Origin of the sequence: Ruminococcus hominis, from assembly GCF_014287355.1 — a bacterium.
Lineage (GTDB): Bacteria > Bacillota > Clostridia > Lachnospirales > Lachnospiraceae > Schaedlerella > Schaedlerella hominis.
The window spans coordinates 2999713-3025785 of the sequence record NZ_JACOPE010000001.1 but is presented as its reverse complement, the minus strand read 5'-3'; the positions used below and the strand labels follow the sequence as shown (position 1 = coordinate 3025785).

31 protein-coding genes are annotated in these 26073 nt (G+C 40.8%); 21 read left to right on the top strand and 10 right to left on the bottom strand.

Translation table 11 applies throughout. The features are described from left to right. Nucleotides 1–187 precede the first annotated feature (187 nt). Together H8S40_RS13750 and H8S40_RS13745 are read left to right on the top strand one after the other, a co-directional pair. A complete protein-coding gene (locus H8S40_RS13750; protein ID WP_009247522.1) occupies nt 188–1732 on the top strand; it encodes an ATP-binding cassette domain-containing protein in 1545 nt (514 codons plus the stop codon). 84 nt (nt 1733–1816) lie between these two features. Further along, complete coding sequence (locus tag H8S40_RS13745) at nt 1817–2314, top strand: nucleotidyltransferase domain-containing protein (RefSeq protein WP_009247521.1); 498 nt, start codon at nt 1817–1819, stop codon at nt 2312–2314. 307 nt (nt 2315–2621) lie between these two features. Here H8S40_RS13745 and H8S40_RS13740 read toward each other — a convergent pair whose 3' ends face one another. The 3 genes from H8S40_RS13740 to H8S40_RS13730 form a co-directional block, all read right to left on the bottom strand. Further along, the gene (locus H8S40_RS13740) at nt 2622–3803 is read right to left on the bottom strand and encodes a site-specific integrase (RefSeq protein WP_005333347.1); all 1182 of its coding nucleotides are present in this window, start codon (nt 3801–3803) and stop codon (nt 2622–2624) included. A gap of 34 nt (nt 3804–3837) precedes the next feature. Beyond that, nucleotides 3838–4032 carry a DUF3173 domain-containing protein gene (locus H8S40_RS13735; RefSeq protein WP_005333349.1) on the bottom strand — a complete coding sequence of 65 codons (195 nt, stop codon included), beginning with the start codon at nt 4030–4032 and terminating at the stop codon, nt 3838–3840. A 381-nt stretch (nt 4033–4413) separates the two neighbouring features. Further along, nucleotides 4414–4731 (bottom strand): helix-turn-helix domain-containing protein, encoded by a 318-nt coding sequence (locus H8S40_RS13730; RefSeq protein ID WP_005333350.1) that lies wholly within the window; start codon nt 4729–4731, stop codon nt 4414–4416. Nucleotides 4732–4923: 192 nt separating this feature from the next. Between H8S40_RS13730 and H8S40_RS13725 the strand changes: the two genes are divergently transcribed. From H8S40_RS13725 to H8S40_RS13690, 8 genes are all read left to right on the top strand, one after another. After that, complete coding sequence (locus H8S40_RS13725) at nt 4924–5112, top strand: 2-ketoisovalerate ferredoxin oxidoreductase (protein ID WP_425458801.1); 189 nt, start codon at nt 4924–4926, stop codon at nt 5110–5112. 398 nt (nt 5113–5510) lie between these two features. After that, on the top strand, nt 5511–6650 hold the full coding sequence (locus tag H8S40_RS13720) for a hypothetical protein (protein ID WP_005333353.1): 1140 nt from the start codon (nt 5511–5513) through the stop codon (nt 6648–6650). Between the two features lie 11 nt (nt 6651–6661). After that, nucleotides 6662–7702 (top strand): YqaJ viral recombinase family nuclease, encoded by a 1041-nt coding sequence (locus H8S40_RS13715; protein ID WP_259320787.1) that lies wholly within the window; start codon nt 6662–6664, stop codon nt 7700–7702. A gap of 51 nt (nt 7703–7753) precedes the next feature. Then, nucleotides 7754–9991, top strand: coding sequence for an SF1B family DNA helicase RecD2 (gene recD2, locus H8S40_RS13710; protein ID WP_117613308.1), 2238 nt, complete (start codon nt 7754–7756; stop codon nt 9989–9991). A gap of 83 nt (nt 9992–10074) precedes the next feature. Further along, nucleotides 10075–11022, top strand: coding sequence for a hypothetical protein (locus tag H8S40_RS13705; RefSeq protein ID WP_005333375.1), 948 nt, complete (start codon nt 10075–10077; stop codon nt 11020–11022). Nucleotides 11023–11076: 54 nt separating this feature from the next. Next, a complete protein-coding gene (locus H8S40_RS13700; protein ID WP_005333381.1) occupies nt 11077–12297 on the top strand; it encodes a CHC2 zinc finger domain-containing protein in 1221 nt (406 codons plus the stop codon). After that, entirely contained in the window at nt 12294–13076 is a 783-nt protein-coding gene (gene srtB / locus H8S40_RS13695) for a class B sortase (RefSeq protein WP_005333383.1), read from the top strand. The genes H8S40_RS13700 and srtB overlap by 4 nt, the downstream gene beginning before the upstream one ends. Before the next feature lie 32 nt (nt 13077–13108). Next, nucleotides 13109–13555, top strand: coding sequence for a hypothetical protein (locus H8S40_RS13690; protein ID WP_005333384.1), 447 nt, complete (start codon nt 13109–13111; stop codon nt 13553–13555). Between the two features lie 577 nt (nt 13556–14132). Here H8S40_RS13690 and H8S40_RS13685 read toward each other — a convergent pair. From H8S40_RS13685 to H8S40_RS13675, 3 genes are all read right to left on the bottom strand, one after another. Further along, a complete protein-coding gene (locus H8S40_RS13685; RefSeq protein ID WP_109215051.1) occupies nt 14133–14939 on the bottom strand; it encodes a hypothetical protein in 807 nt (268 codons plus the stop codon). Beyond that, nucleotides 14911–15504, bottom strand: a complete 594-nt coding sequence (locus H8S40_RS13680; RefSeq protein ID WP_020436704.1) for an RNA polymerase sigma factor — start codon at nt 15502–15504, stop codon at nt 14911–14913. The genes H8S40_RS13685 and H8S40_RS13680 overlap by 29 nt, the downstream gene beginning before the upstream one ends. A 149-nt stretch (nt 15505–15653) precedes the next feature. Beyond that, nucleotides 15654–16154: a hypothetical protein gene (locus tag H8S40_RS13675; RefSeq protein ID WP_020436705.1), complete on the bottom strand. Its 501-nt coding sequence runs from the start codon at nt 16152–16154 to the stop codon at nt 15654–15656. Nucleotides 16155–16371: 217 nt separating this feature from the next. On the opposite strand from H8S40_RS13675, the gene H8S40_RS13670 reads away from it, so the two are divergent. Next, nucleotides 16372–17310 carry a ParM/StbA family protein gene (locus tag H8S40_RS13670; protein ID WP_020436706.1) on the top strand — a complete coding sequence of 313 codons (939 nt, stop codon included), beginning with the start codon at nt 16372–16374 and terminating at the stop codon, nt 17308–17310. Between the two features lie 4 nt (nt 17311–17314). After that, a complete protein-coding gene (locus H8S40_RS13665) occupies nt 17315–17686 on the top strand; it encodes a hypothetical protein (RefSeq protein WP_005333400.1) in 372 nt (123 codons plus the stop codon). A 150-nt stretch (nt 17687–17836) separates the two neighbouring features. Here the strand turns inward: H8S40_RS13665 and H8S40_RS13660 are convergent, their stop codons facing one another. Then, nucleotides 17837–18166 (bottom strand): helix-turn-helix transcriptional regulator, encoded by a 330-nt coding sequence (locus tag H8S40_RS13660; RefSeq protein WP_005333402.1) that lies wholly within the window; start codon nt 18164–18166, stop codon nt 17837–17839. A gap of 413 nt (nt 18167–18579) precedes the next feature. On the opposite strand from H8S40_RS13660, the gene H8S40_RS13655 reads away from it, so the two are divergent. Together H8S40_RS13655 and H8S40_RS13650 are read left to right on the top strand one after the other, a co-directional pair. Beyond that, on the top strand, nt 18580–19020 hold the full coding sequence (locus H8S40_RS13655) for a sigma factor-like helix-turn-helix DNA-binding protein (RefSeq protein ID WP_023921559.1): 441 nt from the start codon (nt 18580–18582) through the stop codon (nt 19018–19020). After that, nucleotides 19020–19208 carry a helix-turn-helix domain-containing protein gene (locus H8S40_RS13650; protein ID WP_186865425.1) on the top strand — a complete coding sequence of 63 codons (189 nt, stop codon included), beginning with the start codon at nt 19020–19022 and terminating at the stop codon, nt 19206–19208. Before H8S40_RS13655 ends, H8S40_RS13650 begins: the two co-directional genes overlap by 1 nt. Nucleotides 19209–19338: 130 nt before the next feature. Here H8S40_RS13650 and H8S40_RS13645 read toward each other — a convergent pair whose 3' ends face one another. Continuing rightward, the gene (locus tag H8S40_RS13645) at nt 19339–20694 is read right to left on the bottom strand and encodes an MATE family efflux transporter (protein WP_005333407.1); all 1356 of its coding nucleotides are present in this window, start codon (nt 20692–20694) and stop codon (nt 19339–19341) included. Between the two features lie 210 nt (nt 20695–20904). Between H8S40_RS13645 and H8S40_RS13640 the strand changes: the two genes are divergently transcribed. Continuing rightward, nucleotides 20905–21429 (top strand): PadR family transcriptional regulator, encoded by a 525-nt coding sequence (locus H8S40_RS13640; protein ID WP_005333410.1) that lies wholly within the window; start codon nt 20905–20907, stop codon nt 21427–21429. Nucleotides 21430–21582: 153 nt separating this feature from the next. Here H8S40_RS13640 and H8S40_RS16345 read toward each other — a convergent pair whose 3' ends face one another. Further along, entirely contained in the window at nt 21583–21885 is a 303-nt protein-coding gene (locus H8S40_RS16345) for a winged helix-turn-helix domain-containing protein (protein ID WP_226861513.1), read from the bottom strand. Between the two features lie 292 nt (nt 21886–22177). Here H8S40_RS16345 and H8S40_RS13630 point away from each other — a divergent pair, with 292 nt between their 5' ends. The 6 genes from H8S40_RS13630 (at nt 22178) to H8S40_RS13605 (ending at nt 24594) form a co-directional block, all read left to right on the top strand. Continuing rightward, entirely contained in the window at nt 22178–22489 is a 312-nt protein-coding gene (locus tag H8S40_RS13630) for a winged helix-turn-helix domain-containing protein (RefSeq protein ID WP_243238263.1), read from the top strand. A gap of 205 nt (nt 22490–22694) precedes the next feature. After that, complete coding sequence (locus H8S40_RS13625; protein WP_040015506.1) at nt 22695–23354, top strand: recombinase family protein; 660 nt, start codon at nt 22695–22697, stop codon at nt 23352–23354. A gap of 46 nt (nt 23355–23400) precedes the next feature. Beyond that, the gene (locus H8S40_RS13620; protein ID WP_005333419.1) at nt 23401–23622 is read left to right on the top strand and encodes a DUF5348 domain-containing protein; all 222 of its coding nucleotides are present in this window, start codon (nt 23401–23403) and stop codon (nt 23620–23622) included. A gap of 9 nt (nt 23623–23631) precedes the next feature. Then, nucleotides 23632–23988, top strand: coding sequence for a hypothetical protein (locus H8S40_RS13615; RefSeq protein WP_005333420.1), 357 nt, complete (start codon nt 23632–23634; stop codon nt 23986–23988). Between the two features lie 2 nt (nt 23989–23990). After that, on the top strand, nt 23991–24248 hold the full coding sequence (locus tag H8S40_RS13610; RefSeq protein WP_005333422.1) for a type II toxin-antitoxin system HicA family toxin: 258 nt from the start codon (nt 23991–23993) through the stop codon (nt 24246–24248). Continuing rightward, nucleotides 24232–24594 carry a type II toxin-antitoxin system HicB family antitoxin gene (locus H8S40_RS13605; RefSeq protein ID WP_005333424.1) on the top strand — a complete coding sequence of 121 codons (363 nt, stop codon included), beginning with the start codon at nt 24232–24234 and terminating at the stop codon, nt 24592–24594. Before H8S40_RS13610 ends, H8S40_RS13605 begins: the two co-directional genes overlap by 17 nt. A gap of 63 nt (nt 24595–24657) precedes the next feature. On the opposite strand, the gene H8S40_RS13600 is transcribed toward H8S40_RS13605, so the two are convergent. After that, a complete protein-coding gene (locus H8S40_RS13600) occupies nt 24658–26022 on the bottom strand; it encodes an ATP-binding protein (protein WP_005333425.1) in 1365 nt (454 codons plus the stop codon). Nucleotides 26023–26073 lie beyond the last annotated feature (51 nt).

The following is a 26073-nucleotide window of genomic DNA, read 5'->3' as shown; positions in this document are numbered from 1 at the left end:
CCTGTAGAGAATAGGTTTGTTTTGTGTACGCTTAAGTTGGATTATCGCAAGAGGCATTTCCTTTGTTTTCCTTTTGGAAAAGAAATAAGGGGCTATTTAGCGAGTCTATTTTTGCGTATGCAAAAAAGACTCGTTTTTGTGTGTTCAAAATAATAATTGGCTCAGACTTCGAAAAGGAGAAACTTTAATGTTGCAGATAAAAAAATTAAATTTAACACATAAAAAAGACCTGAGAATAATTCTTAATGATTTCAACCTTGTGCTAAATGATGGAGATAAGGCAGTTATTATTGGAGAAGAGGGAAATGGGAAATCGACATTAATGAAGTGGATATACAATCCGTCGCTTGTAGAAAACTATATAGAAGCAGATGGGGAAAGGATAATGGGACACGAACGTCTTGGTTATCTTCCGCAGGAGATGCTCGATGAAGATAAGGAAAAAACAATATACGAATATTTTTCTGAAGAGGAAATATTCTGGGAGAAAACGCCTAAAGAATTGTCTGTTATTGCGGGAAAATTTGGAATGAAAAATGATTTTTTCTACAGTAACCAGACAATGGGTAGTCTTTCAGGAGGCGAAAAAGTCAAGACACAACTTATGAGGCTTTTCATTCGCGATGTTTCTGTGCTGTTGTTGGACGAACCTTCCAATGACATCGACATTGCGACGCTTACATTACTGGAAAAAATCATAAATGACTGGAAGCACATTGTGCTTTTTATTTCACACGATGAAACGCTGATAGAGCGTACTGCCAACATGGTGATACATATCGAGCAGATTATACGAAAAACAAAGGCGAGATATACCGTGGCAAAGCTTCCCTATAGACGCTATGTGGAAGAACGGCTTCATAAATTTGAAATCCAAAAACAGCGGGCACTGAGTGACCGTAGGGAGAAAAAGATTCGCGATGAAAAATATCAAAGAGTTATGCAGAGTGTACAAGGTGCATTAAGAAGTTGTACCAGACAAGCACCGTCTGTTGCCAAAAACTTAAAGGACAAAATGCATACGGTTAAGGCAATGGAACGAAGATTTGAAAAAGAAGATGAAAATATGACTCAGATGCCGGAACAGGAAGAAGCAATCTTTGTCAAATTAGGGGATGAAAACTCACACATTCCCGCAGGAAAAACGGTCATAGAATATGAACTTTCAAAGCTTGTGACTCCGGATGGCAAAAGAATTTTAGCAGAAGGAATTCATTTAAAAATAAAAGGTTCAGAAAAAATCTGTATGATAGGAGCCAACGGGGCAGGAAAAACGACTCTTCTAAAAAAGATAGCGGAAGAACTCCTAAATCGGAATGACATTAAAGCAGAATATATGCCTCAAACTTATGAAGACCTGCTGGATTTGGATGTTACACCGGTTGATTACCTTGATAAAACAGGAGATAAAGAAGAGCGTACAAGAATTAGAACATACCTTGGTTCACTTAAATACACACCAGATGAAATGGAGCATCCGATTCGGGAGTTATCAGGCGGACAAAAGGCGAAAGTGCTTCTCTTGAGGATGAGCTTAAGTGGTGCAAATGTTCTTATTCTGGATGAACCGACAAGAAATTTTTCACCATTGTCCGGTCCGGTAATAAGAAAAATGCTCCGAGAATTTCCGGGGGCTGTCATTAGCATTTCTCACGATAGAAAGTATATTGAAGAGGTGTGCGATAAAATATATCAGCTAAATCCTAATGGATTACAGCTAATTGGTGATTGATAACAAAAAGGATGAAAGACTGACAAATTTCAGGCTTTTAGTGAGTTGGAAAGCATACAAAGATTTGAATTTGGAGGATAGATTATGGTACGTACAGAAGATGCATGTGAAATTATAAAATATGCTTTGCAAAACGAAATTAAAGTATATTTAGATGGCGGATGGGGTGTTGATGCACTTCTTAAAAGAGAATCAAGAATACACAATGATATTGATTTGTTTGTTGAACTGAAACATTATCATGATTATATTTATGTGATTAAGCAGCATGGATTTGAGGAAGTAAATACTGATTATACAACGGATGGTCATACTGTCTGGAAAGATGATAAACAAAGAATCATTGATTTACATTGTTTTGAATTTACAGATGACGGAATTGTTTATGAGGGAGATATATTTCCATCAAAAACTTTTTCCGGTATTGGAAAAGTTGGAGATATAACTGTTTCTTGTATTGAACCATTGAGTCAGGTAATGCTTCATTTGGGATATGAACACGATAAAAATGATGTGCATGATGTGATGCTGTTGTGTGAAACATTTCAAATAGCAATACCAGATGAATATAAGGAAAAGTAAAATTTCAGTTTTGTGTTGAATCTCTAAGCAAAATAGCTTATAATTTGACATGCTACATATAGTTATTATCCACAGTTATCGAGTAGGTGTTATCAATGCCGATAACAAAATGATAACATTAGCTCGTATAGGCAGGATAATATGGATATATCAAATAATCAAAAGAACGAGAAACATTACAGAGAATAATTCCTAAACAAAAAGCGTTAGTCTTTGTAGAGTTTGAATAGTTGACGCTGGGCTACAAAGCCCGTAACCACGGGGCTTTGCGGCTTTGGGTGTTTGAAATTGCATTATCATTGCATTTTTATATTTCTTTGTGATACATTGCAGTATGCTGATTACTGGTATAATTAGCAATACTTTGAGAAGCTGACTGGTAGCTGAGAACCCCGGTCAGCTTCTTTGCAATCTCAATATTGGTGTTTGGATACAGATGACCATAAGTTCCTAGTGTCGTCTGTATTTTTTCATGTCCAAGACGCTCTTTAATCAGCAGTGGATTTTCGCCCATGCTGATAAGCAGGGAAGCATGCGAATGTCTCAGGGCATGAATTTTGATTCTGTGGACACCAGCTAAATTTGCCAATTTCTCTAATGCTCTTGGAAGCGTTGTTTTGCTGGTGGGTGTACTGTTATAACTCAGTACGAATCCACAATTTGGTAAAACCTTTGCCTGGACCGCCTTCCATTCTTGTAATTCCTTGATGGTATCAGCATCAATATAAATGGTACGGTTGCTTGCCTGCGTCTTAGGTTCAACGAATTTGTAGTCATTCATTGTTTTATAGTACAGTGTTTTACTAATAATCAGCATACCTGTTTCAAAATCAATATCATCCCACTGTAAGGCGGCAGCCTCTCCAATACGCATTCCAGTCATAAATAAAAGCCAGAACGAGATGAAGAGATAGTGCTCGTAGTAGTCACCTTTGTACAGCAGGGATATTACCTTCTGAAACTCCTCCAAAGTCCAGAAGTCGATCTTTACTTTTTTAGATTTGATATTGCCGATCATGCGGGCAGGATTCTTCTTTGCAAGTCCGAGGATAATCGCCCGGTCAAAAGCTAAACATAACATTCCCTGAACAATGCGTACATAGTTTGGACTGAATTGTTTTGCCAACTTGAGCTGCCAGGTCTGTACATTTATCGCTTCTATTTCGGACACTTTCTTCTTGTAGAAATAGGCAAAGTGTTTTTGAATGGTCGAGTAACGATTCTTGTAGGTACTTTCTTTCACCTGAGTTTTGTACCACGGAAGATAGATTTCTTCAATAAACTTTTTGAAGGTAATGTCTTCCTTCTTATCAGCTAATTCTTCCGTTGATGCAAGAATCAATTTGGAATACTCGGCACGGGCTTCTTTTTTTGTTGAGAATCCGCTGCGGTATTTTTGAATCTGTTTTCCGGTTACAGGATGATATCCGAGGTTGGCTCGAAAATAATAAGTGCCGTTTTCTGCTTTTTTAATTGGATCTTTTGCCATGATTTCACTCCTTACTAAAATGCAAAAAGCACGATCATTCTTGCTTATCGGGCAAAGTAATCCCTAATAATTCTTCAACGGCTTCTTTTGGAACCCTGTCTAATTTTCTGGATTGATAATAGGTATGCCCCTTTTCTACCATAAGTTCCTTTGCTTTTTTGATAATATCAGCAGCAAAGGAAGGACCGTAGCCTAATTCAATCAAATCCCTTTTTGTTACAGTTATCATGAATCTCCTTTCCACAGACAGGGAATCAACTTGATACCTGTCTATTATTATATCAAATTTTGAGTAAAAGTTCTCTAATAAAAGCGCTATAAGCTAAAATCCCAAAAGTCTATGTTATTCTTTCAGAAGCCAGTTCCTATGCCCGTTCCGGCCACGTAAAACGGTGTTACTTTGTAACTATTAAGCTGCAGGCGTGCGAAGATGCAAACTATCTGCAGTCACCTATATCAATCTCCCGAAAGATTTCTTTTGTTTTCAAGGTACGGCGAATGGATATATTACCCATTCAATTAAGGAATAGGGGGCTTTTCTTTAAGATTGAAAAATTTTAAGAAAAAATGATAAAAATAAAAGCTGCCTTGATTTGGCAGCCACGGAAATCTATTTGCGTTTTAGAGCCAGACGATTCAGCATGGAAATGAGCGCAAGCATATCCTCGTCATCGAGTTGTTTCATCAGATCAGTTGCTTTGTCAATCAGAGGAAGATTGTGCAGCTCTGAATCGAAGAACTGTTGAGGAGTGACTTCCAGATAGTCACAGATATCCAGAAAGCTCTGCATGGTAGGCAGAGAACGTCCGGAAGTGAGGGACTGGATGTAGCTTTTATTTTTGCCAAGATCCAGACTCATCTGATATTCAGATACATTTTTCTTTAAACGCAGTTCGCTGATGCGTTCTCCAATAAAGTTTTTATCCATACATTTACACCTCTCTTCCACATTTTAAACTATTTACTTACAGCAAATTACGGAATAAAATAGAGATATATTTGAAATATAGTGATTATTCCGTAATATAACCGTAATTTACTAAAATGATACAAAAAAAGAAATTATGGATGATAGAAAATGGATTTTGGGGTATGATGATAGCAAAGGAAGTGGATGTCTGTGCGGATTATAGGAAATGAGCAGGAAATTGAATGGGCGAAGGAAGCACTGCGGAATCAATGTAACGATTGTCCCTACTTGGACTGCTGTAATGAAAAGGCGAAAGAGGAGTCAAAGCAGTGTGGAACGGTTCGGTTTGGCTGCCGGGAGTATCTGAAAGAGAAGATTGAATTCGTAGTAGAAAAATAGATGTAGTATTTTGAACAAATATAAACACCATATATAGTATAAGCCTGAATTGACATGAGGAATATCTTGTGCTAGTATACTGATATAGTTTATTTTATGCACACCCTTTTTGGGGAGTTTCGGGATTCATAAGAATCTCCAAACTTACAGGAAACAGCAGGAGCCGATTCCTGGCATAAGTAGTTTATGTTTGTAGTGAGTGTCACGGTATGCCTTTTTTGGCTGCGTGGCACTTTTGTTTTTTCAGGAAGAAACCAGACTTTTAAGAATGAACAGAGAAAAGACTCTCTTTTCATTCTTTTTTTGTGCTTACATTTAGGTTTCGGCATAGTTGCATGCCACAACCAGCTTCGGCTGTTGATGGATAAATATTATTTTAAGAAAGGTGGAATAAGAACATGAATGAAGCAAGAGTGTATGCAGATGGATTTGAGAGATCCTTTGCAGAAGTAAAAGATCTGCTGGAGTTTCTGGCAGAGAGAGGAAGAAATGCCAAATGGATCAGAAAGCCAACGAATACGTTACGGCTGGCACCACTGGAAAAGGAGGCTCAAAATCTGGATGCGGCAGATGCATCCATGGAAGAAATTTTGGAGGATACAGAGAAGAATACGCAGCTTGTACTGAAAATGAGAGGAGAATCCTATCCGGTACGTGACTGTGCCATCCGCACCATTTTAAGCCGCGCAGGTGTCAATGGAGACGGGCTTCGCAAGCTGGATAAGGCAACATATGCGAAGGTAGTCAATTACTGCCTGCGGGTTGCAAAAGGGGATGCCCTGATTAAGATTGCGGACGGAAAGGTTTCCGCAGTACATGGCGGGGATAAACATGATTATTGCATCCTTGATATGAAAGCCATGTTTGAGACAACCTGCGAATATCTGAATCTGAATTTCAAAGGCAGTGTTTACATGGAGGGCTCTGGTATCTATGACCATTCCATTGTATCTGCCATGTGGAAGCTCGGAGGAAGTCAGGAACTTCTGGATACTTACCGAAAAGCACTGGATGCACACGGAATGGATGAGAAGATCCTGTCACCGGCACTTCGTTTTACCACATCTGACGTGGCAGCGAGCGGTGCAAATCTGTATCCGATGCTTTTGACAGACGGACCAAACGGCGTTATCAGTCTGGGAAGTCCAATCAAGCTGGCTCACGATAAAGGGGCAACGATTCTGGACTTCCGGAAAAATCTGGAGCAGGTATGCGCCCGCTATGTGGATGCGATGAAGAATCTTACTCAGCTTATGGACATTGAGATCCGTAATCCGGTGAACTGCCTGAAGCTGCTGATGAAGGAACTTGGCATTAAACAGAAGATCCGGAATGAGGTGGTGGAGCTATTTGTATCCCAGAACGGGGAAGGTGCCTGTACGGCACATGATCTTTATTATGCCATGAATGAAGCCTCCTTTTTTGCAGCCTGTGAAGGAATGTCCGGACAGGGCATCCTGAAGCTGGAGGAGGATATTACGAAGGCGCTTATAAAAGACTGGAAAAAATATGACGTTTATGGAGCAGTCAAATGTTAGGAGGAATTGGAATGAATAACAAAGCAGAGTATACACCGGAAAAGGTTGTGGATATCAGTAACCTGTCAAGAGAAGACTGGTTGGAATACCGCAAAAAAGGAATCGGCGGCAGTGATGTAGCGGCAATCATGGGGATCTCTCCATTTGCCACTATCCGGGATCTGTTTTACAACAAAACAGGTGTGCAGCCGGTCATTCAGGAGGAAGAGGAAAGCAACTGGGTTGCCAAGGAAGTCGGACACCGGTTGGAAGATCTGGTGGCAGAAATCTTTTCCAAAAAGACCGGACTGGAAGTATTTCCGGTACGTGTCATGTTCCGGCATCCATTATATCCGTTCATGCTTGCAGATGTGGATTTTTTTGTTCGTATGCCGGATGGGACATTTGCGATTCTGGAATGTAAAACCTGCAATTATAATGCGAAAGATAAGTGGGCTGATGAGGGTATTCCAGCTCATTATGTGCTGCAGGTAAGGCATTATCTGTCTGTGATGAATATGCAGAAAGCCTTTATCGCATGCCTGTATGGAAATAACGAGAATGAGTTTGTGTATCGCACCATTGAGCGTGATCTGATTGAGGAAGAAGACATCATTGATCAGGAAACGTATTTCTGGCAGGAACATGTATTGAAAAATGTAGTACCGCCGCATAACGGGAATTCCGATCTGGTTCTGGCAAATATCCGTAATTATGGTGGTTTTGCAGACAAATCTATTCCGGAAATTGTGCTTTCCGGTCTGGAATCAAAAAATCTTGAGAAGTATCTTACCCTTTCGGAGGAAAAGTCACAGTTGGAAAAACGGAAAAAGGAAATCGAAGCAGAACAGCGGGCAATCAGTGTTCCTTTTGTGGAACAGCTGGGGCAGGGCTGCAAGGCAGTGCTGGAGGACGGTACGAACCGTTACCGTATTACCTATAATCCGACCAGACGTACTTCGGTTGGGAAAGACCAGATGGAGAAGCTGAAAAACCAGCATCCGGATATCTATGAGGAATATACAAAAACAACGGAGAGCCGTACTTTCCGAATTAAGAAGGAGGCGGCGTAATGAGAAAACCAAATGAACGGATGCGGATAAAAAGCTGGAGGGATATAAACAATGAGGTGCAGATTTAAACATAAGATTTTCCAGAATGAGGAGAATGGGTATACGATTGCCATATTCACCACACAGGATACGTCTGTCCCCCTGTCAGCCAGAGACAAATATCTGGCATCCCGGAATATCATCGGCTTCTCAGCGATTGGATTCGGTCTTCCGCTTACAGACGAGATTGAGCTTGAGATGGAAGGCAGATGGGAGAGCGGAGAGCATGGAACTCAGTATCAGGTGGAAAATTTCATGGAGGTTGTACCACGGACAAAGGAGGGTATCTTAGGATACCTTTCTTCCGGTGCAATCAAAGGTATCGGTCCCAAGATGGCAGATACTATTTTCCGGAAGTTTGGGCTTCAGACACTGGAAATCATGGAAAACAACCCGCAGGAACTCTTGAAGATCCGTGGAATTTCCGAGAAGAAGCTGGCTGCTATTGTGGAGTCCTATGGAAAAAACCAGGTGTTCCGGGAACTGATGACGTTTCTGGCGCCTTTTAAGGTAACACCCAAAAAAGTGAATATGATTCTGAAGAAATTCGGAAATGAATCGGTGGATATTATCCGGCACCGCCCTTACATGCTGAGTGCAGTCAAAGGCTTCGGGTTTCTGACTGTGGATGCGATCGGAAGACAGTGCTGCTGTGCACTCAATGATCCCATGCGGATATCCGGGTGCATCGGACATATCATGAATCAGGCAATGAAAGAAGGACATCTGTTTAAGCAGCGTCAGGAGGTTATCAGGGAAGCACTGGAAATACTGAACCGGGATCTGCAGGTCATGGCAGTATCGGAGCAGGATGTCAGTCAGGTGCTTTACCGGCTGGTGCTGCAAAAAAGCATTGTTGTGGAGGAAGAACGGATCTATTCTATCCGGCAGTATGAAGAAGAAACACAGACCGCTTCCATGATAGCCAGACGGCTTTTGGAGAAGCCGGTTTTGCTGTCCATTGAACCGGAGCTGGAAAAGGCACAGAAGACACTGGGGATCACGCTGTCAGAAACACAGAAACAGGCAGTGCGGATGGTGTTTGCACATCCCATCAGTATTATTACCGGAGGTCCCGGAACCGGAAAGACAACGGTTCTCAAGGTGATTCTCTATATCCATCAGGCGTTATGCAGGTCAGAGGTACAGCTTATGGCTCCGACCGGACGTGCGGCAAGACGTATGGTGGAGAGTACCGGCTGTGAAAATGCATCCACGATGCATCTGGCCCTGGGGCTTTTGGGAGATGATACGGATTTTGAACCGGATTTTGAGTACCTGTCTGCCGGATTTCTAAATGTAGATGAGGTGTCCATGGTGGACATGCATCTTGCCTATGAATTTTTCCGGCGGGTTAGCAGACATGCCAGAGTCCTTTTAGTCGGGGATAAGAACCAGCTTCCATCCGTAGGAGCCGGGGATGTGTTCCGGCAACTGATTGCCTGCGGGCTGATTCCGGTCACGGTACTGGATCTGGTTTACCGGCAGGGCGCTTTGAGCAGCATACCTTATAATGCAAAACTGATGCAGGAGAATAAGACTAATCTGAGCTTTGGGGAGGATTTTCAGTTCATTGCCTGTAAAGGAGCAGATGAAGCGGCAGAGATTGTCCGGAGGATTTATCTGGACGAGATTGCAAAAAACGGCATGGATCAGGTACAGATCCTGACTCCGTATCGGAAACGCAGTGCTGCCGGAGTGGATGAATTGAACAAATCTCTGGAGGATTTTGTAAATCCGCCAATCGCAGGGAAGAAGGAACTGCATATCGGCAGTCAGGTGTTCCGGGTTGGCGATAAGATTTTACAGAATAAAAATACCGAGATGGCGAGTAACGGCGATCTGGGCAGGATACTGGACTGTATCACGGATGAGGATGGAAATGCCAGGGCAGTGATCGGATTCCCGGATGGGCGGCAGGTGCAATATGAAGCTGACCAGATGGAAATGATCGAACATGCTAACGCAACAACCATCCATAAGGCACAGGGTTCCGAATGTCCGGTTGTCATCATCCCTTGGGTAAAAGCCTTTTATATGATGCTGAAGCGCAATATTCTCTATACCGGAGTGACCAGAGCGAAAAGCAAGGTTTATCTGGTAGGGGAATGGGCTGCAGTCTGTCAGGCAATCCATACGGATGACAGCGGGACAAGGAACACCATTCTGAGTGAGCGGATCGTACAGTATTACGATCAGTATCAGAGTGAACAGAAACCGGAAATGGAGCAGTTAAAACTTGTTGTTTAAAAATATTTTTCAATTTTTGAAATAAGCGGACTATTACTCTTATATAGGGGAACGTCTGCTTTTCTAAATGAAAGGAGCAGAGAATGAAAGAATTATTGTATAAGAAATCAGAGGCAGTTGCCGCTTTGAACCGTGTGGATGGCTTCCATCCGATGGAACTGGCAAGAAAGATTGGAGAAGAAGGGCAGGAGGAGCAGCTTTATCTGGATGTGAAATACCGGAAGCTATGGTTTCGTCTGGTCAATCCGGCAGGAAAGATCATCAGCCGGATTATCACTTTCACAGAGAACATGGCAGTTGTGGAAGCACGTATCTATCTGGATAAATGTGATCAGGAAGACAATTATGTAGCCAATTCCTTTTCGCAGAAATTCCGGAGCGATGACCCGAAGTTTGGAGACAAATTTCTGGAAATGGCAGAAACAGCAGCCGTAGGAAGGGCATTATCGGATGCCGGATATGGTGTGCAGTTTGCGGATGTGGGAGAGGAAAATGATCCTGCACAGGTAGATGCCGGAATTCCATATCAGAATCCACAGATGCCGGATTCAGGTGCCATGGAAAATGCAGCCATGCCGGATTCGGGTGTCATGCCAAATGCCCCTATGCCAACTTATGGAGAGATGCCAGGTCAGCCGGAATATGCAGGCCAGCAGATGATGAATCAGTTCTATCAGCAGGCACAGGCGGCGGGAAGCACCATTTACCATGGCAGTGGACAAATGCCTGGCTACGGTTCCGCTCCGGCTGCCTCTACGCCGCCAAAGACCGGACAGATGCTGCAGGGAGCATTACAGAATCTGGATACGTCCCTTCCGGTAGAAGAACTGATGAAACACATGAACTATGAAATGGCAGTCGGGACTGTGATTCCGGGAAAGGGAAAATACGGCGGAAAGACCATGGGACAGGTGGCAGTTGAAAGCCCGTCAACGATCCAGTGGTTTGCCGAGCAATATTCCGGACCGAACAATCTGGTTCCGGCGGCAGCAAAGGTAATTTTACAAAAAGCAATGCCGATGGCTGGTTAAGGAAGAACCCCGCAGAGAGCTTTTTTCTGCGGGGGAAAGGAGGAAGAGACCGGGATGTATTATGATATGTCTGGGTTTGATTATGGAATACTGGATGTGGTGCAGGTGCTGCATCTCAGAAAGCGGCGGGGAAACTATTATGACTGCCCGTTTTGTGGAGAGACGCATGGAAAACTGAATATCAATGTGGAAAAGAATGTATTCCGGTGCAACCGCTGTGATGCGTCCGGGGGGATGCTGAAGCTTTATGCGGATTTGCACAATGTTACACTCTCCGAAGCAAATCAGCAGATCCGGGAAGCATTAGGAAAAGGAGAATACCGGACGGATTATATCAAAGCAACGCCGGTACAGGAAGAAAAGGCAACGGCAGAGCTTGCACCCATAGAGGAAATCCACCGGACGTATCAGAGAATGCTGTCCATGCTCACGCTTAACAGGAAGCATCAGGAGGATCTGCAAAGACGAGGATTAAAACCGGAACAGATCGAAGCACAGCGTTACCGGAGTGTCCCGCTGTTTGGAATGAAGAAGCTGGTCAAAAGGCTGGCAGAAGAAGGATATATGGTGAAAGGCGTGCCGGGATTCTACCGGGATACAGACGGAAACTGGACGATTAACTTCAAAGCAGAAAACTCAGGAATCCTGATTCCCATAGTTTCTTTGGACGGGTTCATCCAGGGTTTTCAGATCCGGGTAGATCATGTGACTGACACGAAAAAATATATCTGGCTGTCCAGTGTCAATTATGACCAGGGAGTTTCCTCCGGAAGTCCGGTACATGTGATCGGTGATCTTGCCGCAGAACGTGTCTATCTGACCGAAGGAGCCTTAAAAGGGACCATAGCCCATTATCTGTCCGGCGCTACCTTTGTGTGCGTTGCCGGAGTGAACCAGTACCGGAATCTGAAACCGGTGCTGGAGCGGATGAAAGGATATGGGATGAAACAGCTTTTGGAGGCGTATGACATGGATAAGAAGATGAAAGTAGCCTGCAATAAGCATGACAGTAAGTGTGCGGTCTGTTTTGAGCGTTCCCCTGTTATCTGCCAGCATAAGGCGGAGAAACGGAGGATTATCCAGAACGGCTGCAATAAGGTCTATGAAATCTGCCGGGAGCTTTCCCTGCCGATGAACCGGATGGTCTGGGATATGGACGAGAGCGGGGAGTGGAACGGGAAACACAAGGGGATTGATGACTATTTAGCCGCCATCAAACAGAAGGAAGGAACCGGGGCACAGACTTCGGCTCTTCCGAAAGGAGAACAATCATGAGAAAAAAAGGAAATACGGTTCTTGCAGGACTCATTATCTGCCTGTTGCTTGTTTTTCTCGCAGCGGCAGGAAAACTCTTTGGTGCTTATCTGAAGTATCAGAAAGGGGACGTAAGTTACGAGAAACTGCAGGAATATGTTCAGGAACCAGAGGAAGAAGAATCACCGGAGTCTGAGAAAGAAAAGGAGGAACCTAAGAATAGGTATCTAGAAATTGATTTTGCAGGTTTAAAAGCGGTTAATCCGGATGTCATAGCGTGGATTCAGATTCCGGCACTGGATATTAGTTATCCGGTGGTACAGGGGAAAGATAATGCATATTATCTTCATCACCTTTTTTCGGGAGAATCCAATATCAACGGGAGCATCTTTGTGGACTGCCATAATCAGCCGGACTTTACGGATCAGAATACGATCGTGTACGGGCATAATATGAAAAACGGGAGCATGTTCGGAACTCTGGATAAGTACCAAGACAAAGAGCTATTTGAACAACATCCGGAGTTTTATCTCTATTTGCCGGACAAGATCCTCAAGTATCGTATCTTTTCCTGCTATGCGGGAAGAACCGGAAGTGAGGGATATAGGTATCATTTCCCGGAAGCGGAAGATTTTCAGACGTTTCTGGATACGGTGTCTTCTTATAGGGATTATGATACCGGCACCGAGCTGTCGGCAACGGATCGGATAGTTACGCTGTCTACCTGTGTCAATTCCAGACGGAATTATCGCTATCTGGTACATGGAAAATTAAGCAGTGAGATCATCACAGAGGAATAAAAGAATCGTGCTGGTGTGAGAAGAAATTTCTTATGCCAGCTTTTATTATGGGAGGAAATGTAATGGGAACAGCATTGGTTATGGAACATGCAAACGCACTGGCACAGATGATAGTCAGTGAAAAGGACAAGTTATTTGATGAAAGAGTGGAGGCTCTTGTAAAACTTTATAGAAGGGCGGAATTTTATCTGAAGCAGGGATTTCTGGAGAGCATCGTCTGCGAGTTCCATCGGAAGAAAGTGGAAATGATTATGCAGGCGGAAACAAAAGGAGAGATTACGGAAATACTGAAGTTATCAAAACCGCATTTTGACGGGAAAAAATTTGTCTATACCTCTCCGTATGCTGTGGAAGAGGAAGAGCTTCTCCTTTGGTCTCTGACATCACTGCAAGGTCCACTCCGGGATGAAGGGTATCGAAGATATCGGGAATTATTTGAGAAGTGCCTGCCGGAGATGGCAGAAAAGATTCCGGCGTAGAACAATGGCATAACAAAGGAACGAAAAAACTATCTTTTATTTTACTGTAATTTCACTCTTTATTGAATCTGCAATACTTTACAAAGTTTTTTACGGAAAAATGCTTCGGATTAATATACTTAACACCAGTATCTATCAGCTTAAATTTTGAATAACCAAACACCAGTGTTTCATTATTCACAAAAATCGTCATCTATCCAGAAAGCAGGTAAAATATGTTCACAATAATCAGAGTATTTTCTGCATTCAATACATTCTTCATCTAAAGAATCTACGCCGACATAATGAATATGATAATCTACAGTATCGTTTACAAATCTTTCAAGGAAGATGTTCAAAACAAAGGCTACTCTATCATCACAATAAACATAACCAATTAAATTCTTATGAATGATACAGTAAACGAGATAAACACAGCGTGTATCAACGATGCAGTTGAAATTGTATCCAGATTAAAGCCTATTTATACTTTAAAGCATGCACGGAGACAGCAAGAAGACCTATTCCTGTACGGAAGAGGTCTTCCCGTCCTTATACTAAAGTTAATTGGTATGCTGAAGTCCCGCAAAAGCAACATTTAATTTACCTCCAGATTACCGCTTTTAAGAGATAGATAATCGGAACTTCCGCTAAGCAGATAGAAAAAATATTCCCCTTTTTCATCTGGTGAGAAACTATATTTTCCACTCAGTTCATCGAACACTTCTCCTTCATACATTATCCCGTCTTTTACATAACCGATAATCAAATCTTGGGATACTGTAATGTCTGATTTATATTTATCAAACGAAATGACTATATTATCTTTATCAGTTAGTTCCCATCCCTTTCCATTGTCTTGTGTAAGTACACAAAGTGAATTGTTGATTAGAATTATTTCTGGAATGATATACATTTCATCTGATTTATCAGTAGGAATCTCTACTATTGATGATGGTATGAAATTAGGCATCAGACTGCTTTTAACAATTCTGCTTTCAGGAAATTCTGATGAAGATTTGGCTAATTCCTCAATATCAACAACTTTCCCATTTTCATTGGTATATACACCGTCTTTTAATATGATGTAGCTTCTATCATTGGTTTCTGTCCCGATTAAATGTCGATTGCTGTCATCAATTAAAGCCGATGTTAACAGATGACTGATTGCAGCATATACAGGCATACACAAAAACACTGAAACCACAGTTACAATAATTGCAGTTCTATAAGTGAACTTTAAAGGCTTATGTTTTGAAGCTGTTTTACAAAATACATTTTGACGTATCTTTTGTTTGGAATATTTTTTCAGTATTTTATTGCAATCATGAAAATACACTTCCTCAATAAAAGATTCATCAATTTCACTCATTAACTCATTCAAAGAAAATTTTACAGTCTTCATATCTAAATCCCTTCTTTTCCATTTTTAGTTTTAATTTTTTACGTCCGCGTAACAGTTTGGATTTTACTGTAGATTCTTTTAATCCGGTTTCTTCTGCTATTACAGCGATTGTCTTAGTGTAATAGTAGTACGAGATAAAACATTTTCTTTCGTCAACTGATAGTTCATATATGCTTTCTTTTAAGCATTTGATTACTTCTTCTTTTAACGGCCCGTATTCAATATGTTCGTTCGTTCCAACCTGAAACGCATCTTCGTAATTTTCAAAATGCATCTTAGAGGTTTTTCGTAATGCGTTTTTTGCCATGTTTCTTGCGATTGTTCCTAAATAGGGTTTGAATGTGCTGTAGTTATCTGTATCTAAATCTGCACTGTAATTCCATAGAGCTACAAAAACATTAGACACGACCTCCTCCTTGTCTTCATATGGCAAAGCACTTCCAATAATATTCTCGACTATGTATACAACATATCTGTAGTATTTGTTCATACATATTTTTAAAGCGCGCTCATCTTTATTTTTTAGTTCGAGCATCAGTTGTTTCTCATCTATGTTAAATAACATGCTTCTACCTCATAAATTCAGTGAATACTATAGCAGTGGTTTAATAATGGGAATGTGTATTTTCAAAAAAGGGAACCGAGAAACCAAGTTAAAAAGCTTCAATTAAAATCAGGATAAGTACTCACCAGCACTTGAAATATTTTCCACTATTAAAATGTAATAGAAAATGATTTGATTGTAAAGGCATCAGAGGACAGATTAGTTACCATGCCGTAATAGTAATCTGTTGCCTGTGTCGTAAATCCTGAACGCAAACCACTTGCTGTAATCTCACGCACAAATTCTGATGAAGGTCCAGCTACGTATGCGCGTACTCTTGAACGATGAAAAGCAGAACGGCTCAAAGTGTAATTTATAGTTATGTATCTGCCGCTATTACAATAAAGTCCCATACTGTTATTTGATGGTGTTAATATGGCGACTTCGCCATTTTTCAATGTGATTCCGCGCCAAGTATATCGGGCATATGCATTTGGAATAACACCTTCTTCAACAACTTTCTGCAGGCTTTCGTCAGCAAACACAGTGTACTTCCATTCAATCATATTAGGGTCATCTGTAAGTGGCTCTGCTGCAAAAACATTAACACTTAGCGACAGCATCATAACGAGTGTTAGGATAAAACTGATTATTTTTTTATAAGCCTTCATATATGTACACGACTCCTTTCCAAGGTTCCCTTTGTAATAAGATACACAGTAAATATTGTAACGGTTGCATTTATTTAAAAAATTAAAAAAGATAATTTTTAATTTTTGTTTTTTGAATTTTTTGATTGGTAAAATAAGAAAATGGATTATAAAGAGTTGCACTCTAGGTACCTCCTACGTACAGAATAAGTATCAAATACAAAGGAGTGAAATCATTATGATTAAAAAATTAAGAGTAGCCGTGGATCACGGGAACCGGAACATGAAAACCTGTCATTTTATCTTTACCACAGGACTGACGGAACAGGATAAAAAGCCTGCCAGGGGAGAGAAGTATCTGAAATATCAGGGAAAGTATTATACCCTTAGTGAGAAGCGGATTCCGTACCAGAGGGACAAGACGCAGGACAGCCGGAACCGATTCTGGATTCTGACCTTATTTGCCATTGCAATGGAGCTGGAGCAGAAAAGCCAGATCCAGCCGGAGGATGTCATTCAGGTGGAACTTCCGATTGGGCTTCCGCCGAAGCATTTTGCAGAGCTTTGTGAGAGATATGAACGCTATTTCAAAGGGGACGGGAAGGTGCAGGAACTGTGCTTCAACGATAAAGTCTATCACCTCTGTATACAGAATGTAATGGCGTTTCCGCAGGATTATGCAGCCATGATGACGAGGATGATGGAAATCCGTGAGATTCCGAAAGTCGTAGGGATTGATATTGGCGGATTTACTTCTGATTATCTTCTGATGAGAAGTGGCAGACCGGATATGGATTATTGTGATTCTCTGGAAAAAGGTGTGATTACCATGTATAACGATATCATTTCCAGTATTAACAGTGAATATGACATGCTTCTGGAGGAGGCAGATATCGACAGTATCATCAAGGGAAAAACGCAGTATTATGAGGAAGCTGTTGTACAGGCAGTAGAAACCATGGTTCAGAATTTTGTTACCGATCTTCTGAACAGCATCCGAGAGCGGGGCATTGATACAAAATCTACTTATACGGTGTTTATCGGCGGCGGAGCAGTGCTTCTGGAACGATTTCTGGAGCAGGCAGACCGGTTGGGAAAACATACCTTTATCCGGGATATGAAAGCAAATGCCGATGGATATGATCTTTTGTATCGCATGACACAGGCTGGAGTGTGATTTTATGGGAAAGAAAAATCCGTTTGTATTCACTATTGGTTTTGATAAGTCGGATCCAGATCACGTGTATGTGACAGAACTTCTGAATACGACAGAGAAAAAAGCAAAACTGATCGTTGCGGCAATTCTGGCATATACGGGAAGAACGGATGAGACAGGTAATGGCAGTATAAGCATGGAACCGGATATGCTCCGGCCAATGATGCAGCAAATCATCCGGGAAGAAGTAAGAAAGGTATTGGAAGGGCAGGACGTTTCTAAGATAAATAGAGAAATGCCCACAGAAGTTGATTTGATGGAAGAAGAACCGCTGCGGATGGATCAGACTATGAGACAGAATGTAGTGGATGCTATCAGTGCATTTCGCAGGGCATAAAAAAGCAGGAGAGATACACATGCTTATGGCAGTGTACTCTCCTGTTCTTTGTATCAGAATGGGAATAGACAGAAAACTCACAGACTATTCACAGATTACTCACAGATTGTCTTTGTATAATGTGTAGATGATGAAGGATACGGGAGAGCCTTAACTTAGGTTCTTGAATCCATCCAGAAGTCCACGCAGTGTAGAAAGGGCAAGCTGTTTCTGCTCCTCCGGGCAGGAATTTAGTTCTGCCATGATTTGCTGCATGGTAGAATCCGGGTTCGTTTTCTGGTTAGAAAATATAGCATCTATGGAAATATGTAAGTAAGTTGCCAAGGCATAAAGTGTTTCCAACTGTGGATTGCCAATATAGTTTTCAATATCAGAGACAGTCCGTAAAGAAATCTTTGCCTGTTCCGCAAGGCTGTTTTGCGAAAGATTGCGGCGGAGACGTTCTTCCCTGACTGCATCTCCCAATAATTTTTTCACCATCTATATCACCTCACTTAATGCATATATTTTATCGTAGATTAACACTATACGAAATGCGTTAAAGTGCGTTATGATAAGCAGGATAACACATGCACAAATAGAGAAACATGGAAGTAAGTACGACAGACATGAATGGACAGCATAAGATAAAAGCCAAAGAGGAACTGAATCTGTTAAAAAAATCTTATCCATACAATGTGTCGGAGAGAAGTTAGAATATGCAGTATATGAGATACTATCATCGCATATCCTACACAATTACATAGAAAGAGAAGTATCGGCTGGACTACGAATAGAGTGGTCCAGCCTTTCTTTTTTTCGAAAAAATGAAGGCAGTGTCACGTTTTGTTGCCGCTCACCGCCATCCTCGGAATTTTTTGGAACGTGATAAAAAATTTCGGAGGATAAAACAAATGAACAAAAAAACATATACAGGATCAAAGATACAAAATCACTTTACAGCATATCTGATACAGTTTGTCCGTGGAAAACGACATGATTATCTGGAGAAGAAAATCCAGATGGCTGATGCAGAAGAACTGTTGGAGGATATTGGACAGATGGAGGCAAGAATTGTAATCGAAGAATTGCTGGAGAACCAAACGAGGGAGCAGCTTTTATTGCAGGAGGCACAGGGGAAATATCCAGAATGGAATAAGATGTCAGATGAAAGACTGATGAAAGCGCTTCATACGCTGCGGGATGAAGAACGGAAGCTGATTTACCAGCATGTGTTTGAAGAACGTACTTTTGAGGAAATGAGCAGGCTAAACGGGTTATCAGAGGAGCGATGCAAGGGTATTTATTATTATGCAATCCGGAAGATCCGCAAGGTGATGGGAGGTGAAAACTAATGAATTTTGAACGATTACTTTTAAAGGCAAAAGAAGGAAATACAGATGCGGTACTGAAGATTTTAGAGATATATAAGCCGCTTTTAATTAAGAATGCGATTGTGAATGGCAGATTTGATGAAGATCTGTATCAGGAACTGGTAAGTACATTGCTTCAGTGTATCCAGAGATTCCAGATAATTGAGTAAGTTATCTTAAACAAAGGCTGCAATCACTCTCAGGGGAGTAACATCCTCTGGGAGTGATTGTTTTTTGAAGGGTGATATTGCCTCAGTTCGAAGCGGCAGACGGTGTTGATCTATTATGTTGCCTGATGCTTTAATGCTCTTTTGTTGTTGCCAGTTCTTTATGAAGATGTAGAGCCATAAACACAGTAACAATAGCAGAAATTACATCGGCAATCGGTTGTGCATATAGTATTCCATTTATGCCCCAGAATGATGGGAGCAACAGAATGATCGGAACAAAGCAAATACCTTGTCGGCAAGCCCCAAGAACGAATCCGGCGGTGCCTTTTCCAAGTGCAAGAAACAGAGAAGAATACACTGTGTAAAATCCAAATACGAAGAAGGAAAATCCATTTGCCATTAGCGATTTTTGACCTACAGAAATCATCTCTGTATTGCCTTCTGTAAATTGCGAAATAATCTGTGTGGAAAATAGGGCTATTGTCAATCCCACAACTACACAAAATATTGTTGACCATAAGATAGAAGTTTTAATTGCTTCCCTGAGCCGATCAAACTTTTTGGCACCATAGCTAAAGCCGGCAATTGGTTGGAAACCTTTTAAGAAGCCGAACACAACCAGAGTTCCCATTGAAGTGATTCTTGTAACAGCGCCCATTCCGGCGATAACAGCATCTCCATAGATATTAGCTTCCCGGTTTATGAATGCGATAGAAAGGCTTGTAAGAAGCTGGAAAGTCAATGTGGGTATACCGATTTTCAGAATTTCAGTTATGATCTGCTTAGAAGGACAAAATTCCTTAATGGAAAATGTAAAAGCGCTTTTTTTCTGTAATGCATAAATTAAATATACAAGAGTAGAAGCCATTTGAGAAATTGCTGTAGCGATTGCCGCACCAGCAACCCCCATGTCGAGAGTATAGATGAAAATAGGATCTAAACCAATATTCAATACAGCTCCTAATAATAATGCACACATAGTTGTTTTTGCGGCGCCTTCACTTGCAACGATATTGTTCATCGTTACATTAAATACATTGAAAATACATGAAATAACATAGATTCTTCCATAAGAAAGGGCGTATGGCATAATCGTGTCTGTTGCACCTAACATGGTTAAAATAGGTTTCAAAAAAATTGCAGTTCCGATAATAATAACTGCGCCAATACAAACACTGCTGTATAATGCAGTACTGGCGACTTTACTTGCAGCTTCCCTATCTCCTCGCCCTAAAAGTCTTGATAAGTAGGAGGCGGCACCATTGCCAAACATCAGACCTAAACCAACAACTACTTGTCCTAAAGGAAACGCAATGGAAATTGCACCCATTTGACTCTCGCCAAGTCCTCCTATGAAATAAGCATCCACCAAATTGTAGAGAGCGTTAATAAGCATACCAATCATTATCGGTATACCAAGAGCCATTAGTGCTTGGGGAACAGGTGCATTTCCTAATAAATCCATTTTGTTGTTATTCTTGTTCATTTCAAATACTCCTTTCAATTAAGAATATAAATTATAGTAGTATAAATTATAGTATACTACGTGAGAGAATACTACTATAATTTATAGTAGTTGTCAAGCGTGTATCCTGCAATTTCCTTGACAAGAGGTATAAAATCAAATACTATAAATTACAGTATATATAACCGTAAGTATTTTATAGCTTTCGTGGATATAGAAAGTGGGTGAACTATGGCTACAATAGATTTAATTGTGTTAGGAATATTGAAAAAGGAACCGATGGGAGCCTATGATATTCAAAAATTAGTGGAATATCGTAATATATCAAAATGGGTAAAAATCAGTACACCATCCATTTACAAAAAAGCAATTCAGTTGGAGGAAAAAGGCTTCATTAAAGGAGAAATTGTGAAAGAAGGTAAGATGCCTGAAAAAGCAGTTTATTCATTAACAGATGAAGGCGAAAAAGAATTTGTAAAGCTTATGATGGAAACAGCCTCTAAACCCATTCACTTTTTTTTAGATTTTAATGCAGTAATTGTAAATTTGGATAAGTTACCGCCTGAAAGTCAACAATCATGTATTGCCAGTATTGAGGAAAATATTGAAATATTAAAAACTTATCTGGAGGAAAATCTTCGAGAGAAAGAGAATGATCCGGAAATCCCTAAGACTGGTATGGCAGTATTGCAACAGCAGATAGTTTTGGCGGATGCTATTGAAAAATGGATTATTTCTCTAAAAAAAGACTTTTGATGAAGAAGTCACTAGCTGATTTCTTATTAGGTCTGCAGGATTGGGAAGAAACAGGGATGGATGCCGACCTATGTTCCGGCTTTGTAGCCAGAACATAGAAATTTTCTTAGTGGGGAATCTCCCTCAAACCCGGTGCTCCTTATATCCTGCAGATTAAACTTCAAATTTATACCCATATCCAACTACTGTTTTTATGTAATTCTTGTCGCTGGAATACTTTTTTATCTTCTTGCGTATTTGAAAAATAGTGTTTTCCACGGCGTGGAAATAACCATTTGCTTTTTCATGCCAAACTGCTTCATAAATCTGTTGTTTAGTAAAAGCCATCCCTGGATTAGAATATAGCATATAAAGTACATCAAATTCTTTTACAGAAAAGTTAATGTCTTTTCGTACTATTAAGCCGTAGGTCGTAAAGGTCTGCGACTTTAACTTTACCCGGAAAGGAGCTGCCACATATATAGGCAGTGCTGTAATTTTAACAGTAACGGTCACCAATCTATGGGGATGGCTTGTATATCCGGCTGAAATGCTAAAAAATCAGTGGTTCTTATTTATCACTTCACTCTGCCCCGGTAATTATGTGTTTGCCGTTTCTGGCTCTTGCAGCTATTGCGATTCTACTGGTCTATTACCAGACTATTTGCAGGTAAAGCATTGCTCTGGTTTTGAATTTGAGTTTTGGCAGTCTAATAATAGCATTTTAGATTAGCTGTGATAAGGTGAAACAGATTAGGAGGAAAGTAAATTGCATTACAAAGACAAAAACCTACAGATAGATATTCGCTGTCATACTGTTTTTATGAATGATCAAAAGATTGAATTGAGTCTGAAAGAATTTACGGTACTAAAATATCTAACAGAACATCCTGGCTGGGTATTCTCTCACGAGGAGATTTATCGTAATGTCTGGAAGGAAGAACCGATTGACTGTGCTAATGCGGTTATGTGCTGCATTAGCCAGCTTTGTAAAAAGTTAAAAGTAGATTCACGGAACTGGAATTACATCCGCACCGTCCGAGGTGTGGGCTATAAGTTTCAACCACTCTCAGGGGAGTAACATCCTCTGGGAGTTTTTTGTCATATTTGTTGCACTTTTCGGCTCTGGTACGTACAGAAATAGAAAAGAAACATATCCCAAAATGTATACATTTTAGAAGTACGTTCCGGAAAGAGGGATTATATTTCAAAAAGGTTACACACACAGTTTTGAAATATACCAATAAAAGTGTGGATATTTTGGGACATGGAAAGGAGAAATGTGGATGCAGATATATGGATATCACCGTACCAGTACAAAGGAGCAGCATCTTGACCGTGGCATACAGGAAATTGAGCGGTACTGTAACGAGCATGAGATGGCACTTACGAATATTTTTACGGATCAGGAGACAGGGAAGAATTTTAATCGTCCGAGATATACCGTTTTAGTGGAGGATGTCCTGCGGCCGGGAGATATTTTGATTGTTACAGAATTGGACAGACTGGGAAGAAACAAGTATGACACCATGCAACAGATCCAGCGGATTAAGAACATGGGAGTGCGGCTTATGGTTCTGGAACTGCCGACTACGCTTATGGATTTATCTGTGATGGATAATGCGATGGCAAGGATGATGCTGGAAACAATCAATAACATGATGCTGGAGCTTTATGCTTCTATGGCGCAGGCAGAGCTGGAGAAAAAGGAGAAGCGACAGCGGGAAGGGATAGAAGCGAAGAAATTGCGGGGCGAATGGGATGATTATGGAAGACCAAGTGTGATGAAGCAGGAAACTTTTGATGAGAACTTTCAAAGCGTAGTTTCTGGAGAAACGACACCTACACAGCTTCGTAAAAATTTGGGAATGACGCACTCAACTTTTTATCGCTATCGAAAAACTTTTTATGAAAAATACCCGGAACTTTCAAATTCTGCAAATTAAAGTCCTATTACTTATATAGACCAAAGAATTTCAGGAGGAAAGAAATATGAGTGAAAAGAGAATAGGTACTTTAATTTATGATCCATCAATGGGAAGATTTGATATCCGGTTTGGGATTGAATCTTATTATGGAGGTCTTCATTGCGGAGAATGTTTTGATGTGAAGGTAAAGGATGCATGGATTCCGGTTCGGATTGAAATGGATGAAGACTGGTATCTGGTAGGGCTTCCTAAGACGAGTCTCAGTGGACTGACGGTTCGAATGTAGGAGGAGCATATGATGGAAGCTAAAAAGAAATATGAAAAGCCGGCATTCCGATTGGTGACAGATTTGGGGAGTATTTTGGAATGTCTGTATGAGGTATATGGAACGGATGGAACGATGTTGATTGCTGGGAACAAGTTATCGGATACGGTAATCTATCCGTTTATCCGCATGATTAAAAAGAAATGCAAAGCAGTGGATGCGGAAAAGCTGAATCTGATGCTCTGGAAGATTTATATGGTAAGTTCGAGAAAAGAAGAATTTGTGACGGCTGCTAAGAAAGAGCTGCAGCCTTATTTGACCAAGAAAGATGAAAAACAGATTGACACCACATATGACACCACATATACTATAGATAGGAGGCATTAAAGATGTCGAAATGGGATAAACTATTGACAAGAATTTGCTCATTATCGAAAGACCTTCGTTTTGATGAACTAAGAAAAGTATTAGAAAGTTATGGATATGAGATAAATGCTCCGAGAAGTGGGAGCAGCCATTATACATTCCGTAAAGCGGGATGCCAGCCGATAACAATACCGAAACACGAACCAATCAAGAAAATTTATGTTGAAATGGTAAAGCAGATTGTAGAAAGTGAGGCGAAAAACGATGAAGACACTGAATGATTATTTGGCAATGTCCTATCGCATGGAAATTGTGGAAGATAAGGATGAAGGTGGATTTGTGGTTTCTTATCCGGAACTGCCGGGATGCATCACCTGTGGAGAGACGATAGAAAGGGCAGTTGAAAATGCAGCGGATGCAAAAAAAGCATGGTTAGAAGCTGCACTGGAAGAAGGGATTGAGATTCACGAACCGGGAAGCCTGGAAGAGTATTCGGGACAGTTTAAAATAAGGATGCCACGCAGCTTACACCGGGATCTGGCGGAACACTCAAAAAAAGAAGGCATCAGTATGAATCAATACTGTATATATCTTCTTTCAAAGAATGATGCGCTGTTAGTAAAATAAATATACAAGAATATAGATGAAAAGAGCCGTCCGGATGGGCGGCTCGAAGTATTCTTTCTTTGATTAAAAATGATATTGTTCTAGCAGATAGATAGGAAGTGTTTGTACGTTTCCAACGGTTCCGCCTTTGGTATCACCTTTCAGATATAGTAGTTTATTGGCCTTCCCCTGTTCCAATGCCTTCAAGGCAGTAGATGCAGTTCCCTTACCGGCTTTAACTTCAATCAGATAGCGGATGTGAGTTTTCAATGTCTGAGCTACAAAATCAATTTCACCACCTTTATAAGTAGCAAAAGCCGGTGTCTCAAAGATAATTTCTTCCGGGAATTCCTGGCGTTTGGACAAGTTAATGTAAACATAGTTTTCGTTCAATGAGCCATCCATAGTTGATACAGTAGCACCAGTTCTGGAGAGATAATAATATGCAACTCCAAGATCCATGAAGAAGCAGCGGCTTCCCGGTTTGAAATTCAAGATGTCCAGTTCTGTGATTTTGCCACAGAAACCGATGATTCCAGAATGGTAAAGCCAGTTGATAGCACGATAGCAGGTTGCTTTAGAAAGATTACTGGAGTAATTCTTTGTAACGAGCTTTTGCAGTTCTTCACTTATACTGTCCTCATCTAATCCTTTCTTTTCACGAAGCAGAATACGGCAGATGCTTAAAAAGATGTTGGTAAAAACACTAATATCTGTGATGTCATCAAAGTACCGCATAGATTCGTTTAAGAAAATGCGGATGATTCTAACAAGCTCTTTTTGAGCTGCTTCCACGTCTTTTGTGTTAAGGTATGTTTCCACAACCTTTGGATAGCCGCCAATCTGTCTATAGATGTCGTAAACATTCTTTAATTCGTCATATAGTTCCGGTACGGTGTCATCTGCATGATCCAGTGGAAGTGATAGATACTTCTGAAAAAGCTGGTCATCCAATGCTTCCAAAAACTCTTTAAAGGAAAGGGTATAAATACGGATACTGGTAATATCTCCACTGGAGAATTTGAATTCCGGTTCCAGTACACGTCCCAGATAACTTCCAGTTACAATGAAATGCGCTTGAAAATAGCGGGTAAATTCTCGGATACGGTTGAATATCTCTGAGGATTCCTGAATTTCATCAATAATGATGACTGTATCGTTGGTATCTTCAAAATCCGGATCGAAGAGTTTAAAAGCATCGTGAAGCGGCTGCTCCGGTCGTTTTGTACCGGGAGTCCAGTCTGTGGCTTTTTTGTAACATTCCATAAATTGTTTGCCGGACAAATCAAACAGGTTAATGTAGATCTTGTGCCTGAAGTTCTCATCCGCAAATTTATTGATAATATATGTTTTTCCGACCTGTCTGGCACCATTCACTTCCAAGGTGCTGTGGACGGTATCGTTTTTCCAATCCAGAAGCTGATCGTAAACTTTTCTTTTCAGATACATGGGAAATGCTCCTTTCTTTCAACTGTTCCTATTATATCAAAATATGAATGG